Source organism: Kitasatospora sp. NPDC059973 (genome assembly GCF_042737525.1).
In the GTDB taxonomy this organism is placed as follows: Bacteria; Actinomycetota; Actinomycetes; order Streptomycetales; family Streptomycetaceae; genus Kitasatospora.
Window position 1 is genome coordinate 12,319 of the sequence record NZ_JBHWUI010000030.1, and the last position, 16,880, is coordinate 29,198.

A 16,880-nucleotide genomic window follows, 5' to 3' on the forward strand; every position below is an offset into this window, starting at 1 on the left:
GCGGATCACCCGCCGGAGGCGGCGGAGGTGACGGGGAGGCCGGTGACCTGGCCCTGGCTGGAATCTGTCGCGCAATATGACCTGTGACATTGTTCTGTCGCCCATTCGATGGCAGGATCCGTGTCGATTTCCTTCGTTCAGCCTGACCTCACGTCAGGCTGCCCCCACTCGCAGAAGGACTCGGCGTGCAACTGCGCACACGGCTCTCCACCCTCGCGGCCGGCGTCATCGCCTGCTGCGCCACGGCCACCGCCGTGCTCCCGGCCCAGGCGTTCGCGGCACCCGCCGCCGACGGACCGATCCGGATCGCGACGGCCGGCCCGGCCCCGACGGCCACCCCGGCCGCCGCGGCCGCCTCGAAGCCGGCCGGCCCCTCGGGCCCCGGCGTGACGACGGCCCGGTCCGAGGACCTCGCCGCCCCCGCTGTCCCGATATCCCCGGCACTGCTCAGCGAGACCCTCATGGGCGAGCCGGCCCCGGCCCGCCCCGATTCCGTGGCGGCGCGCTCCCGTTCGGCCGCGCTCGCGGGCGCCGCCGAGCAGAGCTGCACCCCGGCCGACTTCGCCGCCCGCTCCGGCGCCGACCTGGTCGCGTTCCTCAAGGGCTCGACCACGGACTGCGTCTCCTCGCTGTTCGGCAACGGCAGCGCCGACCCGGGCATCTTCAAGCAGGCCCGGATGCTGCCCGTCGCCGCCGCGTTCAAGGACCTGGCGGCCGGCTACACCGGCGACAACTCGACCGGCATCCTGCAACTGGTGCTCTTCCTGCGGGTGGGCTACTACATCCAGTCGTACTACCCCGACGCGACCGGCCCGTACGACACCACGCTCACCAGCGGCGTCAAGGCCGGCCTGGACGCCTTCTTCGCCGGCGCCCGCTGGCACGACGTCACCGAGAACAACGGCGAGGTGCTCAGGGAGGTGCTGACGCTCACCGACAGCGCCAACATCCAGGGCGCCTACCTGAGCGTCTACCAGCGGGTGCTGGACGACTTCGACAACTCCTACAACGCCCTGCCGAAGATGGTCGGCGCGGTCAACTCCGTGCTGCGGTTCCCGCTCTGGCGGGGCAACACGAACCCGGCCTTCGTCAGCGCGCTGGGCGCCGACCCGCGCCTCGTCACCTCCCTCGCGAACTTCGCGATCAACCACAAGGACCTGCTCAGCGGCCCCAACGCCGTCCTCGACACCAACGCGGGCAACGACCTGGCGCGGATGGCCGGGACGAGCGCCACCGTCGAGGCGGTGGCCAAGCCGCTGGTCAAGCGGGTGCTGGACGCCGCGCCGCTCCTCACCGCCGACGCGCCGCTGTACGTCCACACGGCCTTCCAGGCCACCGTCTACGACAACGGCCAGTGCTCCTACTACGGCATCTGCGACCTGCCCGCCAAGCTCACCGCGGTGGTCCTGCCGCACCAACTGGTCTGCGACAACCGCACCATCCAGACCCAGGCGCTGTCGGCCGCCGAGCTGGCCACCGTCTGCGCCAGCCTGCGCAACGAGGACGCGTTCTTCCACAACGTGGTCAAGGACAACGGCCCGATCCCGAACCAGTACGACAAGACCGTCACCCTCGGGGTCTTCGCCAACAAGGCCGACTACACCACCTACTCGTGGGCGATCTTCGGCAACTCGACCGACAACGGCGGCCAGACGGTCATGGACCCGACCGACCCGAACAACCGGGCCGCGAACGTCATGTACCAGAAGGCGTGGAACAACGGCGACCCCGCCCGGGTGTGGAACCTCAACCACGAGTACACCCACTACCTCGACGGCATCTACGACATGAAGGGCAGCTTCGCCACCCAGACGTCCGTCCCGGACATCTGGTGGGTCGAGGGCCTCGCCGAGTACATGTCCTACAGCTACCGCGCCACCACCGACACCGACGCGATGGCCCAGGCCGCCGCGCACACCTACAAGCTCAGCACGGTCTTCCAGAACACCTACGGCAACTCGGACTCGACCCGCGTCTACGCCTGGGGCTACCTGGCGGTCCGGTACATGCTGGAGAAGCACCCCGCCGACGTCCAGGCCATGCTGGCCCGCTTCCGGGTCGGCGACTACACCGGCGGCTACGCGGTCTACAACGGCCTCGGCACCTCCTACGACGCCGACTTCGACGCCTGGCTCACCGCCTGCGCCGCCGGGGCCTGCTACGCGGCGGGCCCGACCGCGCTGTTCGACACGTCGGTGAACGGCGCGACCGTCAGCGCGACCGAGCGGTCCGTCCAGACCGGCCCGGGCCGGATCACCGCCTGGCACTGGACCTTCGGCGACGGCACCTCCTCGGACGAGCGCAACCCGAGCCACACCTACGCGGCCGCCGGCACCTACACGGTCGCCCTGACCGCGACCGACACCACCGGCAAAACCGCCACCACCCCGGCCTCGGTCACCGTGACCGCCGCCCCGGTCACCCTGCCGACCTGCACCGAGCAGCGCGCCGACGCGATGGGCCGGAACTGCTCGCGCACCGGCCGCGCCGCGACCGCCGGCAGCACCGACTACCTGTACGTCTACCTGCCGGCCGGCACCTCCACGCTCAAGGTCACCACCTCCGGCGGCACCGGCACCGCGCACCTGTACTACAACCCGGGCACCTGGGCCTCGCCCAGCGCCTTCACCGCCTCCTCCACCGGCACCGGGACCACCCAGTCCCTCACCGTCACCAACCCGACCGCCGGCTACCGCTACCTCAGCCTGTACGCCGTCACCGACTTCAGTGGCGTCACCGTCAGCACCCAGTTCTGAGCGCTCCCGCCGTCCTGACGGACCTCGGACGGCGGGGCGGGGGCGGTCCGTGCCACACGGACCGCCCCCGCCGTCACGGCCGGTCCGTCACACGTAGATCTCGTTGGTGCAGTAGGTCTTCCAGGTCGGGGGAGCCCAGCTGAGGTACTTGGTGCCGCAGAGGTGGAAGCTGTGGACCTCCTCGAACTTCTTCGCGGTGGACTTGCCCCGGTCGACGGCCAGTTCCGGCTGCACGTGTCCGAACGAGTCGGTCACGACCACGGTGGCCTTGAAGTAGGTGCCGGGGTCGGCGGCGTACAGCCACACCCAGCCGGACGAGCAGTTGTCGACCTGGACCTGGATGTTCTCGTTCGAGTAGTACTTGGTGCAGCCGGCCGCGGCCGCGGTACTCGCCGAGGCCGGGGCGGCCGACAGGCCGGTCAGCGCGGCGACGGTGAGGCCCAGGGCGCCGGCCGTCCTGGCGAGCCCGTTCGACAGTTTCCTCATGGTGATGACTCCTCGGGTGTGCTTCGAGAGGGATGTGTGCGGAACACCTCCACTGTCCCGGTGCAGTCACCCGGGCGGCATCCGTCAGATGACTGCAGGGCGCGCACGTGCCTGACTGACGGCACCGAGGCCGGACAGCCGTGCACGGTCCTCGCCCGACACCGGCCGTGGCGCGTCGAAGAGTCGCCGCGAGTCCCTCCGGACCGCCTCCACGCAAGCCCGCCGCACCTGCTCGGCCGCGGCCGTCGGCGTGGGAATGCGGGACGGCGCGGGCGTGGCGCCGCCGGGCCGGTCCCGGTCGCGTGCCCGGTCCGGCCTGCGGGCGGCGCTCCCGTTATCCCCTGACGGACCGCGGTTCGGACGTGCCGCACCGCCGACCGGCCGGCCGGCGGTGCGGCGCGTGGTGAACCTACGGGTGGGGGCTGGAGAGCCAGGGCGGCCGCCAGGTGGTGCGGCCGAGGCCCGGGGCGGGTCCCCACGTCCCGCGCGCGTACGGTACGGGCGCCGGCGGGTGGTCGACCAGGGGCTGGATCACCCGCCAGGTCTCCTCCACGACGTCCTGCCGGGTGAACAGCGAACGGTCGCCGGTCAGCGCGTCGTTGAGGAGCCGCTCGTAGGGCTCGGGCGGCCTGCCGAGTTCGGCGGCGAAGGACAGGCTGAGGTGGACGCTCCGGGCCGAGCGGCCGGATGCCTCCTTCGAGAGCATGCCCAGCCGCAGCGCCGGGTCCGGGTCGATCCGCAGGACGAGTTCGTTGGCGTCGGGGTGCGCGGGCTGGTCCAGGAAGGCGAGCCGTGGCGGGCGCTTGAAGACCACCCGTACCTCGGTGGCCCTGGCGGCCAGGGCCTTGCCGGCCCTGATGGAGAAGGGCACTCCGCTCCACCGCCAGTTGTCGACCTCCAGGCCGAGTTCGACGTAGGTCTCGGTCACCGAGCCGGACTTGACGCCGGGTACGTCGAGGTAGCCCTCGTACTGGCCGCGCAGGCAGTGCGCCGGATCGACGTCCGCCGTCGCGCGGAAGACATCGACCCTCCGGTCCCACAGCGCGTCCGGGCCGGGGCCGACCGGCGCCTCCATCGCGACCAGGGCGAGCACCTGGAGGAGGTGGTTCTGGACCACGTCGCGCAGCGCGCCGACCGGGTCGTAGAACGCTCCCCGGTCCTCCACACCGAAGTCCTCGGCCATGGTGATCTGCACGGCCGCCACGTGGTCGCGGTTCCAGACCGGTTCGAGCAGCGAGTTGGCGAACCGCAGGAACTGGATGTCCAGCACGGGCTGCTTGCCGAGGAAGTGGTCGATGCGCAGGATGCGGTCCTCGGGCAGCACCCGGTGCAGCCGTGCGTTGAGGGCCCTGGCGGAGGCCAGGTCATGGCCGAAGGGCTTCTCCAGCATCACCGTGGCGTGCGCGGTGAGGCCCGCCGCGGCCAGCGCCTCCACGACCGGGCCGAACAGCGAGGGCGGGATCTCCAGGTAGCAGAGCGGCCTGGCGGCGCCCTCCAGCAGCGCGCTCAGCGCCTGGTAGGTGGCCGGGTCGGTGAAGTCGCCCCGCAGGTAGGAGAGCCGTCGGGCCAGCCGTTCGAGCGGCCCGGACGCCACCTCCTCACCGGCTGTCCGCAGGGCCTCGCGCAGGGAGGCGACCAGGTGGTCGTGCGACCAGTCCTCCAGGGCCACGCCGATGATCGGGCAGTCCAGGAGGCCGGCCGCCTCCAGGCGGTAGAGCGATCGGAAGGTCATCTTGTGCGCGAGGTCGCCGGTGATGCCGAAGATCACCAGCGCGTCGGCGGTCACCGCCGGGCTCCCGGTCGCACGGATCCACGCCCGCCCGGCCGGCCGGGGTGGGCCGCCCGGGCGCCGGTCGCTCCACCCGGCCCGGCCCCTGACCACGCGGAACCGTCGGACGGCCCCCGCCGCTGCGGCACTCGCACCGGGGCCGTTTCCGTGAGAACACCGCCGGGACCCCTCAGGTGCGCCCGGCCCGGCCCCGACTGACGATCACTCATGGAGGGACGATATAACCCCACGTGTCGACTCGCTCGCACTGCGGAGCGGCGTCGCGCCTCGGGTCGCCGGTCACCGGTCCCGGTGCCCACCGGACGGCCCCCGGCTGCCGCGAGCCGCCCGGGCGGTGCCCACGAGGATCATGACGGGTGCCGGTGGGGCCACAGCTGGAGCAGCCAGTGCTCGGCCCGGTGGGGGAGGAGGGACGGGGTGGGGTGGAGGGCGCCGCGGTGGGCGGCGAGCGTGTAGTGGCCGGGTGGGAGCGGCAGCGCGGCGGCTGCCGGGAGGTGGGAGACACCGGAGGTGAGGGCGAGGCGGCCGCCTTCGAGGTCGACGGTGAGCCGGATGTGCTGGGGCCAGTGGCCGGGCGGGGCCGGGGGCCGGGCCGTCCAGTACTGGAGGGTGACGTGGGGGTAGTGGTCGGACAGGGCGCTGTTGAAGGTGACGGTGCCGCCCGCGGTGGTCGCGAGCCGGCCGGGGCCCGGGGTGGGCGGCCGGTCGTCGGCGTCGCCGCTGGGCGGGGCGGCGGTGTCGACGAGGTGGAAGAGGTGGTTCTCCGCGCGCACCTCGATGGCGAGTTCGGCGGCGAGTTCGGCGGCGAGTTCGGCGGCGGGTTCGCCGACGGGTGCGGCCGGGGGCCGGTCGGCGCGGGGGTCCACGAGCGGCTCAGGGGTCGATCTGGACGTGGAACGGGTCATTGGTGAAGTCGCTGCCGAGGATGCGCCGGTTCTGGTAGAAGCCGCTGAGCCGGCCGCCGGAGCCGCGGTTGTCCCAGTCGTGGATGGGCTCGACGCTGTAGTTCTTGAGGTTGTCGTCGGCGCCTTCGAGGGTCGACGCGAAGGGGTACTCGTCACAGTCCAGGCCTTCGTGGGCGTAGTCGGGGAAGTACTTCAGGCAGGCGGCGACGGCGACGACGCGGTGCGCGTCGATGGCGCTCTGGTCGGCGACGCGGTGCAGCGGGGCCGCGCCGGGGGCGCCGGGGATCTGCTTGTTCGGCGCGTCGGGGACGGTCTGGTCGGGGTGGTACTGGGCGGTGACGATGTGGTCGGCGGACTCGGGGTGGTCGGCGCGGTGGAGGTGCAGGGTCTCGGTGACCCAGGGGAAGACGCAGCCCTCACCGGAGGCGGTGCTGACGAGGTAGGAGGCGGAGTCGCAGCGGATGCCGCTGTTGGGGCCGTCGTAGGGGTTGGCCGCGCCCTCGCCGATGACGGAGACGTGCGCGGCGAGGTCGGCGTAGCTGATGAGGGCGCTGCCGATGCCGCCGGCGGAGTCCTGGCGGAAGGAGTAGTAGCGGCTGGTGATCGAGCCCTCGGCGGCCCACAGCCCGATCGGCTGGACGTAGGGGCCGCCGAAGCCGCTGTCGACGACGCAGGGGCCGAACCCGGGCCGGGCGGTGCAGGTGACGTCGACGCTGAGCGGTACCTCGGCGATGTCGCCTTCGAGCCGCCAGTTGTCGAGGACCTGGACGACGTCGACCTCGCGGCGGACGTTGTGGCCGTACTGGACGTCGGTCATCTCGGCGTCCGCGCTGCCGGTGACGGAGCAGAAGATCCACCAGCAGGTGACGTGGGTGGGGTGGAGGTGGAAGGCCTGGCAGGTGACGAACCGCGACTTGCCGTACCCCTGGTCGTGGAAGGCGGCGTCCTGCTCGCGGCACTCGTAGGCGGGCAGGTCGTCCTGTCCGGAGCGCTTGGCGGTGCGGGGGGCGTGGTTCTCGTGGGGACCGGGCTCCATGGCGCGGATGCGCCCGAGGAGCTGGTCGAGGGGCTGTTCGTGGCCGGGTTCGGTCAGGGGGACGTGGGCGGGGGCCAGCAGGACGTAGTCCCGGCGTGCGGCGGCGTCGCCGGCGCCCGCCGCGCGGGCGGGGGTGACGGCGACGGCGGTGGCCAGCGTCAGCAGCGCCGTGACGAGGGCGGTCACGGCGCCGCGTCGGCGGGGCCGGCGGTGGGTGGGGCGGTCCGAGCGCATCGTTGCCTCGATTCCTGTTCGGGGAGTCCGGGGCTCAGGAGCGGGGGTCGATGCGCCACCCGCGGGGGTCGCCGATCACCTCGGTGGAGGTGTCGGTGATGACCTGCCGGGTGTAGGAGTCGCGGAAGAGCCGGTGCTTCACGTCGAACGCGGCGAGGTCGTTCGCGCACGTGCCGCTGGGGTAGCAGTGGTCGACGCGGATCTTCAGGACGACGGTGCGGTAGTCGGGCGTCTGGTCCTGGTTCTGGAACCAGGCGCGGATCCTCCAGCCGGCCAGACCGTAGCCGCGGTTCGGTGCGGCCTGGGCGACGTCGAACGTCCACTCGTTGGCGGGCGTGAAGGCGCACGCGTTGATCGAGGCGTCCACCTCCGCGGCGCGCTCCCAGTCGCCGTAGCGGTTGAGCGCTTGCAGGTGGTAGGTGGGGGAGGGGGCGCACGCGGTGGCGGCCTGGTCGGCCCGCGCGGTGGTGCTGGGCGTGAAGGCGGTCGCGGCGGCGATCGTCAGGGCGGCGGCCGCGAGGCGGAGCGCCGTGCGGGGGGTCGTGCTGTTCATCCGGGACGTGCCCTTCATCCGGCTTCTCCTCGCTTGACTGTTCGTGGACTACCCATTGAACGTGACATCCAGTCATCGCGCGGACACATGCTGTCATCCGAGTGGATCGCCTTCGCCCGCGTGCGCCCTGGTTCGCGCCGTCCCCGGCCGGGCCGGGCCCGGGTCCCGCCGAGGGGGCGGGGCGGGGACCGGCCGGTCCGCTCGGCGCCGGAGTGCGGGGGCGAGGCGGCCGGACGTGCCCGCGCCGGCCGGCCGCAGTAGCGTGGGCGGTCGGCTTCCGAACAAGGCAACGAGGAGGTAGCAGTGTCAGCCGTGAATCGTGACCTCTCCACACTCGGCGGCTCGCTCGAACGGGTGGCCCGGCCCCCGGACGGGACGGTCGCGGACCGGGCCCGCGAGGTCATCTCCGCCTACGCCCGCGACCTGGAGGACGAGCAGCTGCTCCTGGCCGTGCTCGGTCTGGAGGAACCGGCCGAGCGGACGGCCCCCTGAGGCACGGCCCTCGGCAGGGGCAGCTCGCCCACCGGCCCCTCGCATCGCGCCGGAGGGCTCGGCTGTCGGTCGCCCCCGGTGGTCGGTGGCGCTACGTAGTCGGGGGCGATGCGGCGGTCGGCACGCACAGTGGTGTCCGAACTGTTACGTCCGGAGTGTGACGCGCGGGACGGCGACAGCGCTGAGGGGCATGAGACGACCGTGACCGGTCCGGTCGGACCGGTCGGCGTCCCCTCTGCGACCACCTCTGACAGCGAATGGTGACCAATCTCCGCGTCGCCCACCGGCAAGGCCTCCTCCAGCCCCACCGCGACGGTCACCCCCTCGACGGGTTCGACCATCGGCGTGACCGCGGGCGAGTCGGCCTCGCCCTCGCTCTCGGCTTCGCCCTCGGAGTCGGTGGCGGCGAGTGGTTCGGACCGCCTGGCCTCGACCGGCGCGAACGTCGGCCTGACCCTGCTCGCCGCCGTCGTGCTGGTCGGGGCGGGCTCCGTCCTGGTCATGCGCCGCCGCAAGGCTGGCCGGCACTGACCTGACCGTCGTCCGACACGGTGCGGGCGGGGCGGGCCACCGGCCGGTCCCGCCCGCACCGTCCCGAGCCGGTCGGGCGGCGGACGCGCCCCGCTCCGGCGCCCCCGACCGGGCCCTGGCGGCCGTGCTACGGCAGGCGGGTGAGGGACGGATGACGGGCGCCCCCGGCGGCCGGAGCCCACGACGGCAGGCCGGAGGGCGGTGGCGGGAGGGCGGTGGCGGGAGGTGCCGCTGCTCCCGCCACCGCCCTCCGCCGTGGCGGCCCGCTGCTCCGGGCCGACGTGTCCCGGGCGGGTGGTGCGTCAGGAGGTGACGGAGACCTGGTCGACCGTCCAGAACGCGCTGTTGGTGCCGGTGTAGCGGAACTGGAGCTGTGCCGTGGTCGCGCCGGCCGGGACGGTGACCTGGAGCTTCTCGAAGGTGTTGAGGTCACTGCGGTAGGACTTCACCAACTGCGGGGCGCCGGTGCCGAAGACGACGTACAGGTCGCCGGTCTGCGGGCCGTCGACCTTGTAGTCGGTGGCGAAGGAGACGGTGGCCTGGGTGCCGCTGACCGGGAACGCCGGGCTGATCAGCGTGGAGTCGAACTGCCCGGTGCCGTGCGACTTGTCGTCCCACTCGTCGGAGTCGGCGACCGCGAAGACGTTGCGGGCCCGGACGTTGGTCTCCCGGGACTGGCCGAGCTGGGCCGCCGTCCAGAACTCGTCCGTGGCGAAGGCCCAGCCCCGCCACTCGGTGACGCCGCCGCTGGGCATCCGGGAGTTGTCGATGGTCCAGCCGGACGGCGGGGTGCGGGTCCAGCCCTTGGTGGTGGCGGGGATGCCGGTCTCGTCCACCCGGGTCTGCAGGCCGGGGCGCAGGGCGTCGAAGGCGTCGGGGACGATCTCGTCGATCGGCTTGCCGTCCAGCTGCCAGGCCGGCTGGAGGGCGACACCCTCGTGCTTGAGGACGGTGGGCGCGATGTCGACCGGTTTGACGTCGAAGCGGGTCGAACCGGCGGCGTAGCCGGTTCCGTTGACGATCTGGAAGGTCTGGCGCTCGACGGCGCTGTTCCCGCCGTGGCCGCCGGCGTCGGTGTGGCCGTGGTCGGTGGTGACGATGATCAGCCAGTCCTCGGAGGCGTAGGTCGCGCGGCTGCGCACCGCCTGGACGACCTGCCCGACCAGCGCGTCGACCGAGTGGATCGCGGCGGCGTACTGGGAGCTGGTGCCGCCGTAGCTGTGGCCCGCCTCGTCGACCTCGTCGAAGTGGAGGAAGGTGGTGTCCGGGTTCCCGTTGGTGAGGTAGTCGGCGGCGTCCGAGGCGGTCTTGACGTCGTTCTCGCTCTCGTCGATCCGCAGGTCCGCCGTGCCGTGGAAGACGTTGTCGGCGATCGGGTTCCAGGAGGCGGCGACCAGGGTGGAGGCGCTGGGCGAGGCCGTCTCCAGCCGGGTGGCGAAGTCCGGGTAGAGGTCGAAGCGGGAGCCGGCGAAGGTGTTGTCCTTGACGCTGTGCCTGTCCGGCCAGACGCCGGTGGCGATGGTGGACCAGCCCGGCCCGGAGAGGGTCGGCGCCAACGGGTTGGCGTAGAGGTTGCCGGTCGCGGTGAGGCCCGAGGCCATCAACGCCTTGATGGTGGGCGCGTCGGCGGTCAGCAGCTTGTCGTACCGGGTGCCGTCGACGCCGATCACCAGGGTCTTGGCCGTCCTGGTGCCGTTCGGCAGGCCCTTGTACGGGCCGGTGGCGGCCGAGGCCTGGACGCCGGTGAGCGGTAGCAGTGCCGCGGTGAGCGTGACCGTGGCGAGGGCGGCCCGGACGGAACGGGACATGTGCACAGGAACTCCCGTGGGGAGATGGGGGGAGGTGCGGGACGGGACGGCCGGGGGGAACACGTGCTCGGGGTGGCCGCCCGCCGAAGAGTGTGGAGCCGCACGGCGATGCCCCGGCCTCACACAACGCACGGCTGCGTGAACAACTCCCGAACGTGGGTTCAGACCGGTTATCTTTTCGTGATCATCCGTGCGCGGCCGACGAGGCGCGCGCCGGAGCGCCGGCCCGGCGCCGGACGTGCCGCCCGCACCCCGTACCGCTCCGGCACGACGCGGTAACAAGATGTTAACCGGACCGGCGCACTTTCCTCCCAGATGCGGGCTTTACCTTCTTCATGGCCGTGCTTTACTAGCGCTTGACGATGCATCAGGTCATCGGGGGATCACCGAAGGTCACCGGCCGGGCGGCTCCGCCGCGCCCGACGGCCGGTCCGGGCCCGGGGCCTGGGCCGAACGTCCCCTGCCCGATCCCGATCGCCCGCCCGCCGTCCGTGGCGGGAGGCAGAAGGAGGCATGCCCTCATGGAACCGTTGATCGACCGTGCCCGCGCCTTCCCCGAGCGCGCCGGCCGGGCCGGCCGCGAACTCGACGGCCTCGCCACCGGTCAGTCGCCGCAGGCGCTCTTCATCACCTGCTCGGACTCCCGGGTGGTGCCGGCCCTGATCACCGGGGCCGCGCCCGGCGACCTCTTCGAACTCCGCACCGCGGGCAACATCGTCCCGCCCTACCGTGCGGACTCCGCCTCCGGTGAGACCGCCACCATCGAATACGCCGTGGACGTCCTCGGCGTGCGCGACATCGTGGTGTGCGGCCACTCGCACTGCGGGGCCGTCGGCGCGGTGGTGCGCGGCGACGACCTCAGCCTGGCGCCCGCCGTCCGCTCCTGGCTGGGCAACGCCGACCGCGGCGTTCTGCGGGCCGACGGGACGGACGTCTTCGACCCGACCGTGGCCGGGCCCGTGCAACGGCACGTCCTCGCCCAGCTGGAACAGCTGCGCGGCTACCCGGGCATCGCGACGCGACTGGTCGACGGCCGGGTCCGGATCCACGGCTGGTTCTACGAGGTCCACACCGGGCTGGTGCTCGCGCACCGGGCCGACTCCGGACTCTTCCTCCCGCTGTGACCGGCCGCCTGCCCTCCGTCCACTCCATCGAACCGAGGACCTGATGATCCGTCGTCCCGCCCTCCGGCCCGCCGACCTGCGGGCAGACCTGGCCGCCTCCCTCGTCGTCTTCCTGGTCGCGCTGCCGCTCTGCGTCGGTGTGGCCGTCGCCTCCGGCGTCCCGGCCGAACTCGGCCTGCTCACCGGCATCGTCGGCGGGCTTCTCACCGGGCTGCTGCCGGGCAGCAGCCTCCAGGTGTCCGGCCCCGCCGCGGGCCTCACCGTCCTGGTGTTCGCGGCCGTGCAGGAACACGGGCTCGCCACCCTCGGCGTGATCACCGCGGCCGCCGGACTGCTCCAGATCGGCATGGGCGCGCTGCGGCTCGGGCGCCTGTTCCGCGCCATCTCGGTCTCGGTCGTCCAGGGCATGCTGGCGGGCATCGGCCTGGTGCTGATCTCCGGCCAGCTCTACGCGCTGGCCGACGCGAAAGCGCCCAGGAGCGGACTCGACAAGCTGGCGGGCCTTCCCGGCCTGGTCCTCGACACCGTGACCTCGACGCGGGCGCTCACCGCCGCCGCGATCGGCATCGGCACCATAGCCGTTCTGGTGCTCTGGCCCCGGCTGCCCGCCCGGGTCCGGACGGTGCCCGCGCCGCTGGCCGCCGTCGCCGCGGCCACCGCCGCCACCGCGCTGTTCGACCTCTCCGTCGGCAAGGTCGAGGTCGCCGGCCTGGCCGGGGTGATCGACCTCCCCGGCGGCGCGGACCTGGCGGCGCTCGGCGATGTCGGCGTCCTCGGCACCGTGCTCGCGTTCGCCCTGATCGCCTCGGCGGAGAGCCTGTTCAGCGCCGCGGCGGTGGACCGCCTGCACGGCGGCCCGCGCACCCACTACGACCGGGAGTTGATCGCCCAGGGGGTCGGCAACACGGTCTGCGGCGCCCTCGGCGCGCTCCCGATGACCGCCGTCATCGTGCGCAGCGCCGCCAACGTCCAGGCCGGGGCGCGGACCAAGGCCTCCCGCGTGCTGCACGGCCTCTGGCTGCTGCTGTTCGCCGCGCTGTTCCCCGCCGCACTGTCGGTCATCCCGCTCGCCGCGCTGGCCGGGGTCCTGGTGCACGCCGGGGCCAAGCTCGTGCCGGCGAAGGCGCTCGTTCCGCTGTGGCGGACGCACCGCGGGGAGGCCTTGATCCTGATGGCCACGGCGGTCGCCGTCGTGGTGACCAACCTCTTCGAGGGGGTGCTGCTCGGCCTGCTGCTCTCCGTGCTGAAGAGCGCCTGGGACACCTCGCACCTGCACGTGGAGGTCGACGAGCGCGGGGACGGAACGGTCGGGGTGACACTGGCCGGCAACGCGACCTTCCTCCGCCTGCCCCGGCTCCTGGACACGCTGGAGCGACTGCCCGCCGGCCGGACCGTCCACCTGGACCTGACCGGCCTGCGCCACCTCGACCACGCCTGCCGGACGGCGCTGGAGACCTGGGAGGAGCGCCACAACCGGGTGGGTGAGGCGCTCGTGGTGCGCGTCCCGGTCGGCGTCTGACCGCCGCTGCCAGGGTCTGCTGCTTCCGAGGAGGCGACGGCGCGGTAGCGGCGGATCGGCCGTCGCTGCCGTGCCCGCTCCGCCGCCCGCGCCGTGCCGCCCCGCCGAACCCGCGGATCCGGCGGTACTCAGGAACGGCCGCGGCGTCACCCGGCGGCGGTGGCGCCGACCGCGCTGCGGGAGGCGGCCCCGGTACCCCGCTGTTCGGTGGCCGCCGCCAGGGCGCGTCCGGTGAGGGAGTCCGCCCGGCGCAGCAGTTCGGCGGGCGGGCCGGCGAAGAGCAGGCGGCCGCCGTCCGTCCCGGCTCCGGGGCCGATGTCGATGACATGGTCGGCCTGGGCGACGACGCGCAGGTTGTGCTCCACGACCACCAGCGTCGCACCGGCGTCCACGAGGTCGGCGAACAGCAGGTCGAGCCGTTCGACGTCGCTGGGGTGCAGACCGGTCGTCGGTTCGTCCAGGACGATCCGCTCCTCGGCGAAGCCGGGCGAGCTGCTGAGGTGCCGGGCCAGCAGGAGGCGTTGCTTCTCGCCGCCGGAGAGGGTGTCGAGCGACTGTCCGACGGCGGCGTAGCCGAGTCCGACGCGTTCGAGCCAGCCCATCGTCCGCACGATGTCGGAGCGGTCCGCGAAGAGGTCCGCCACGGGGCCCGCCGGCATTCTCAGGACGTCGGCGATCGTCCGGCCGTCGAGCCGGACCTTCATGGCGGCGGGGTTGAAGCGTTCGCCCCCGCAGACGTCGCAGGGTGTCGCGACGTCGTCGAGGAAGGCGAGTTCGGTGGTGATGTAGCCCCTGCCCCGGCAAGTGTGGCAGGCGCCTTTGGAGTTGAAGCTGAACCAGGCCGGTTCGAGCCCGGAGGCGGCACTGAACGCCTCGCGCACGCTGTCCGCGACGCCGAGGATGCTGAGCGGCATCGACCGTACCCCGCCGCGCAGCGGGTCCTGCCCGACGACCGTGAACTCGGGGTGCTGCCGGGGGAGTTCGTTGGTGGCGAACGAGCTCTTGCCGGAACCCGCCACGCCCGTGACCGCGGTGAGGACGCCGAGCGGAATGTCGACGTCGAAGCCGGCGAGGTTGTGCGCGGAGGCGTTCTCCACGCGGACGAAGGCTCGCGGCCCGCGGTTGGCGCGTGCGAGCGGCAGGGGCGTCGAGAGCAGCCGTCCGGTGACGGTGTCGCTGCCGGCCAGAGCCTTCGGCGTACCTTCGAACTGCACCAGCCCGCCCCGTGAACCCGCCCCCGGTCCCATGTCGATCACATGGTCGGCGATTCGGATCACCTGGGGGTGGTGCTCCACGACCACCACGGTGTTGCCGGCGTCGCGCAGCCGCAGCAGGAGGTGGTTGAGACGTTGCACATCGGCGGGGTGCAGGCCCGTCGAGGGCTCGTCGAAGACGTAGGTGATGTCGGTGAGGGCGCTGCCCAGGTGTCGGACGATCTTGACCCGTTGTGCCTCGCCACCGGACAGCGTCGACGACTCGCGGTCGAGCGAGAGGTATCCGAGCCCGACGGAGAGCAGTGCGTCCAAGGTCCGCCGGATCCCGTCGAGGGCCGGTTCCACCCGAGGATCCTCCAGCGCCGCCAGGAGTTCGCGGAGCTCGGCCACCGGCATCGCCGACCAGTCGACGATCGAGCGCCCCTCGATCAGGCTGGCGCGGGCCGCGGCGTTCAGGCGCGCTCCGCCGCACTCATGGCAGACGCGGTGCGTCGTCAGACGGTCCAGCTCCTCCCGCACCTGCGGTGAGATCTTGGTCGGACGGTTCTTGACGTACACGTCCCGCATCCGGGTGACGACGCCGTCGAAGCGGGCGGTCTTGGGGAAGCGCGGATCCGGATTAGGCAGCTTCAGCTGATCCGCGTAGAGGAACAGCCGCATCTCGTCCCGCGTGTAGTCCTTCAGCGGCTTCTCCCGGTCGAACAGCCCGCAGTAGGCGAAGCGCTTCCAGCGGTAGACACCGGGACGGAACTGGCTGAATCGAACAGGTCCCTCGTCGATGTTCTTCTCCGGATCGATCAACTCCTCGACATCGATGTCGACGACAGTGCCGAGGCCTTCGCACGCGGGGCACATGCCCGTCGGATCGTTGAAGGAGTAGGCCGGCGAGTATCCGGCGGAGGGCACGCCGATCCGCGAGAACACGAGTCTGAGCAGGGGAGCGAGGTCGGAAGCCGTCGACACCGTCGACCGGGCGTTTCCGGTGAAGCGGCGCTGATCGATGATGACCGTGAACGTCAGACCGCTCATCGACTGCACCTCGGGCGCCGGCATGTGGGGAAGGCGGTTCCTCACGAACGACGGGTACGAGTCGTTCACCAGGCGTTGTGCCTCGGCGGCGATCGTGTCCAGCACGAGTGAGGACTTGCCGGACCCGGAAACCCCGGTGACCACGGTCAACGCCTTCTTCGGCAGGTCGACGCTCACCTGGGCGAGATTGTTGGCGGCCGCTCCGACGATACGGATGACGGACTCGCCTGCTGCAGCGTGATCGGCCATGGCCGCCATCGTAGGCGCGGCCCACGGGGACGGGGTGCTGCGCGCGACGCGCCGCACTCGGCGAGCCCCCGGCGGGGAGCCCTCGCGCCGCCGCCGTCCGCGCGCTCTGACAGCACGGCGCCCTTCACCGGCCACCACCATCGGGACGGCGGGGATGACCTACGGCTCGGTGCGGGTCGTTCGTCCCCGCGCTCGACGAATGCGGATCGGGCCATGGACCTCGGCGGGCGTGACGGGGCGCCCGGCCTGCGTGACCTCGACCTCACCCGCCGAAGCCAGCCGCCACGCGGCCCGGCGAGTCGGCTCCATCAACGCGCGCCATCCCTCGCCCTCTCCCGCGTACGCCGCCCGGGCGGCGTCGGAGGGGCAGATCGAGGAGGTCGGCCCACGACGCTCCAGCAGAGTCAGAATGGTCCGCTCGACGAGCCGGTCGACCTTCTGCGGATCCTTCGCCACCACCCGAGTATCGCACTGGGCCGGTCGGGCCGGCCCGACCAGGCGCGCGTGGGAGCGGTGCTCGGAGAGTCCGGTGCGGGTGGCCGTGGCCGTCACCGCTCGCTCCTGGCGTCCAGGTCCGCGAGGCCCCGCTCCCATCGCTCGCGGCGCTCCCGGGCGGACTGCTCCCACCACGGCGTCCCCCGTTCCCCGAGGGCCGTCTTCGCCGCATGCACGCGGGACCGGGCCTCGCGCTCCGCCTCCGAGTCCCCCGCCGCCAGGGCGGCGCGCACCGCGCGGCGGGCCGCCATCAGGTGGTGTCGCAGACGAGCGGCCGTGGATTCGGGCAGGGACGGGTCCGTCGCCCGCCACCGGCGGCCGTCGATCACGACGAAGTGCCCGTCGGCCGTCTTCTCAGGTCCCTGCCGCTGGGTGCCCACAGGCATGATCCTCGGAGACCGGGGCCATCGGCGCGAGCCGAGGAGCTGATCGCCGAGCCGTCTGCCTCCGCCGGCCCGGCGGGGGAGGAGAAGGGACGTCACGGCAGTCCTGACCCGGTGCGGGGCCGAGGATGTGCGAGCGGGAGAAGGCCACCTCGGCCGGGGCGTGCATCGGACGCCGGCCCCCGGGCCGGGTCACCCTGCTTTCGCCTCCGCACCGGCCAGGAACGGACGCAGCAGCCCGAGGATGCCGGCGGCACCCCTGCCGTCGGCCTTCCGG

At 72.7% G+C, this 16,880-nt stretch carries 14 protein-coding genes; 5 read left to right on the forward strand and 9 right to left on the reverse strand.

What is annotated here, in order from left to right; all coding sequences use genetic code 11:
• Positions 1 to 185: 185 nt before the first annotated feature.
• On the forward strand, positions 186 to 2,756 hold the full coding sequence (locus tag ACFWA9_RS11255; RefSeq protein ID WP_380385670.1) for a collagenase: 2,571 nt from the start codon (positions 186 to 188) through the stop codon (positions 2,754 to 2,756).
• Between the two features lie 87 nt (positions 2,757 to 2,843).
• Here the strand turns inward: ACFWA9_RS11255 and ACFWA9_RS11260 are convergent, their stop codons facing one another.
• The 5 genes from ACFWA9_RS11260 to ACFWA9_RS11280 form a co-directional block, all read right to left on the reverse strand.
• Positions 2,844 to 3,242 carry a hypothetical protein gene (locus ACFWA9_RS11260; protein ID WP_380385673.1) on the reverse strand — a complete coding sequence of 133 codons (399 nt, stop codon included), beginning with the start codon at positions 3,240 to 3,242 and terminating at the stop codon, positions 2,844 to 2,846.
• A 409-nt stretch (positions 3,243 to 3,651) separates the two neighbouring features.
• Positions 3,652 to 5,028 (reverse strand): glucose-6-phosphate dehydrogenase, encoded by a 1,377-nt coding sequence (locus ACFWA9_RS11265; RefSeq protein ID WP_380385676.1) that lies wholly within the window; start codon positions 5,026 to 5,028, stop codon positions 3,652 to 3,654.
• 350 nt (positions 5,029 to 5,378) lie between these two features.
• Positions 5,379 to 5,897 carry a hypothetical protein gene (locus ACFWA9_RS11270; RefSeq protein WP_380385679.1) on the reverse strand — a complete coding sequence of 173 codons (519 nt, stop codon included), beginning with the start codon at positions 5,895 to 5,897 and terminating at the stop codon, positions 5,379 to 5,381.
• A 7-nt stretch (positions 5,898 to 5,904) separates the two neighbouring features.
• On the reverse strand, positions 5,905 to 7,206 hold the full coding sequence (locus tag ACFWA9_RS11275; protein ID WP_380385681.1) for a NucA/NucB deoxyribonuclease domain-containing protein: 1,302 nt from the start codon (positions 7,204 to 7,206) through the stop codon (positions 5,905 to 5,907).
• Between the two features lie 34 nt (positions 7,207 to 7,240).
• Positions 7,241 to 7,777 carry a hypothetical protein gene (locus tag ACFWA9_RS11280; RefSeq protein WP_380385684.1) on the reverse strand — a complete coding sequence of 179 codons (537 nt, stop codon included), beginning with the start codon at positions 7,775 to 7,777 and terminating at the stop codon, positions 7,241 to 7,243.
• 285 nt (positions 7,778 to 8,062) lie between these two features.
• Between ACFWA9_RS11280 and ACFWA9_RS11285 the strand changes: the two genes are divergently transcribed.
• Positions 8,063 to 8,251, forward strand: a complete 189-nt coding sequence (locus ACFWA9_RS11285) for a hypothetical protein (protein WP_352292899.1) — start codon at positions 8,063 to 8,065, stop codon at positions 8,249 to 8,251.
• Positions 8,252 to 8,596: 345 nt separating this feature from the next.
• Entirely contained in the window at positions 8,597 to 8,782 is a 186-nt protein-coding gene (locus ACFWA9_RS11290) for an LPXTG cell wall anchor domain-containing protein (protein WP_380385687.1), read from the forward strand.
• Between the two features lie 302 nt (positions 8,783 to 9,084).
• Here the strand turns inward: ACFWA9_RS11290 and ACFWA9_RS11295 are convergent, their stop codons facing one another.
• Complete coding sequence (locus tag ACFWA9_RS11295) at positions 9,085 to 10,590, reverse strand: alkaline phosphatase family protein (RefSeq protein ID WP_380385690.1); 1,506 nt, start codon at positions 10,588 to 10,590, stop codon at positions 9,085 to 9,087.
• Positions 10,591 to 11,111: 521 nt separating this feature from the next.
• Between ACFWA9_RS11295 and ACFWA9_RS11300 the strand changes: the two genes are divergently transcribed.
• Entirely contained in the window at positions 11,112 to 11,714 is a 603-nt protein-coding gene (locus ACFWA9_RS11300; protein WP_380385693.1) for a carbonic anhydrase, read from the forward strand.
• Positions 11,715 to 11,757: 43 nt separating this feature from the next.
• Entirely contained in the window at positions 11,758 to 13,233 is a 1,476-nt protein-coding gene (locus tag ACFWA9_RS11305; RefSeq protein ID WP_329485179.1) for a SulP family inorganic anion transporter, read from the forward strand.
• A gap of 146 nt (positions 13,234 to 13,379) precedes the next feature.
• Here ACFWA9_RS11305 and ACFWA9_RS11310 read toward each other — a convergent pair whose 3' ends face one another.
• The 3 genes from ACFWA9_RS11310 to ACFWA9_RS11320 form a co-directional block, all read right to left on the reverse strand.
• A complete protein-coding gene (locus ACFWA9_RS11310) occupies positions 13,380 to 15,725 on the reverse strand; it encodes an excinuclease ABC subunit UvrA (protein ID WP_380385697.1) in 2,346 nt (781 codons plus the stop codon).
• Between the two features lie 159 nt (positions 15,726 to 15,884).
• Positions 15,885 to 16,181, reverse strand: a complete 297-nt coding sequence (locus ACFWA9_RS11315) for a DUF3253 domain-containing protein (RefSeq protein ID WP_352292887.1) — start codon at positions 16,179 to 16,181, stop codon at positions 15,885 to 15,887.
• A gap of 92 nt (positions 16,182 to 16,273) precedes the next feature.
• Positions 16,274 to 16,600 carry a hypothetical protein gene (locus ACFWA9_RS11320; RefSeq protein WP_380385700.1) on the reverse strand — a complete coding sequence of 109 codons (327 nt, stop codon included), beginning with the start codon at positions 16,598 to 16,600 and terminating at the stop codon, positions 16,274 to 16,276.
• Between the last annotated feature and the right edge of the window lie 280 nt (positions 16,601 to 16,880).

Coding starts and splice junctions, on each gene's coding strand:
- ACFWA9_RS11280 (WP_380385684.1), bottom strand. CDS start 7,777: ATGAAGGGCACGTCCCGGATGAACAGCACGACCCCCCGCACGGCGCTC.
- ACFWA9_RS11310 (WP_380385697.1), bottom strand. CDS start 15,725: ATGGCCGATCACGCTGCAGCAGGCGAGTCCGTCATCCGTATCGTCGGA.
- ACFWA9_RS11305 (WP_329485179.1), top strand. CDS start 11,758: ATGATCCGTCGTCCCGCCCTCCGGCCCGCCGACCTGCGGGCAGACCTG.
- ACFWA9_RS11295 (WP_380385690.1), bottom strand. CDS start 10,590: ATGTCCCGTTCCGTCCGGGCCGCCCTCGCCACGGTCACGCTCACCGCG.
- ACFWA9_RS11275 (WP_380385681.1), bottom strand. CDS start 7,206: ATGCGCTCGGACCGCCCCACCCACCGCCGGCCCCGCCGACGCGGCGCC.
- ACFWA9_RS11300 (WP_380385693.1), top strand. CDS start 11,112: ATGGAACCGTTGATCGACCGTGCCCGCGCCTTCCCCGAGCGCGCCGGC.
- ACFWA9_RS11260 (WP_380385673.1), bottom strand. CDS start 3,242: ATGAGGAAACTGTCGAACGGGCTCGCCAGGACGGCCGGCGCCCTGGGC.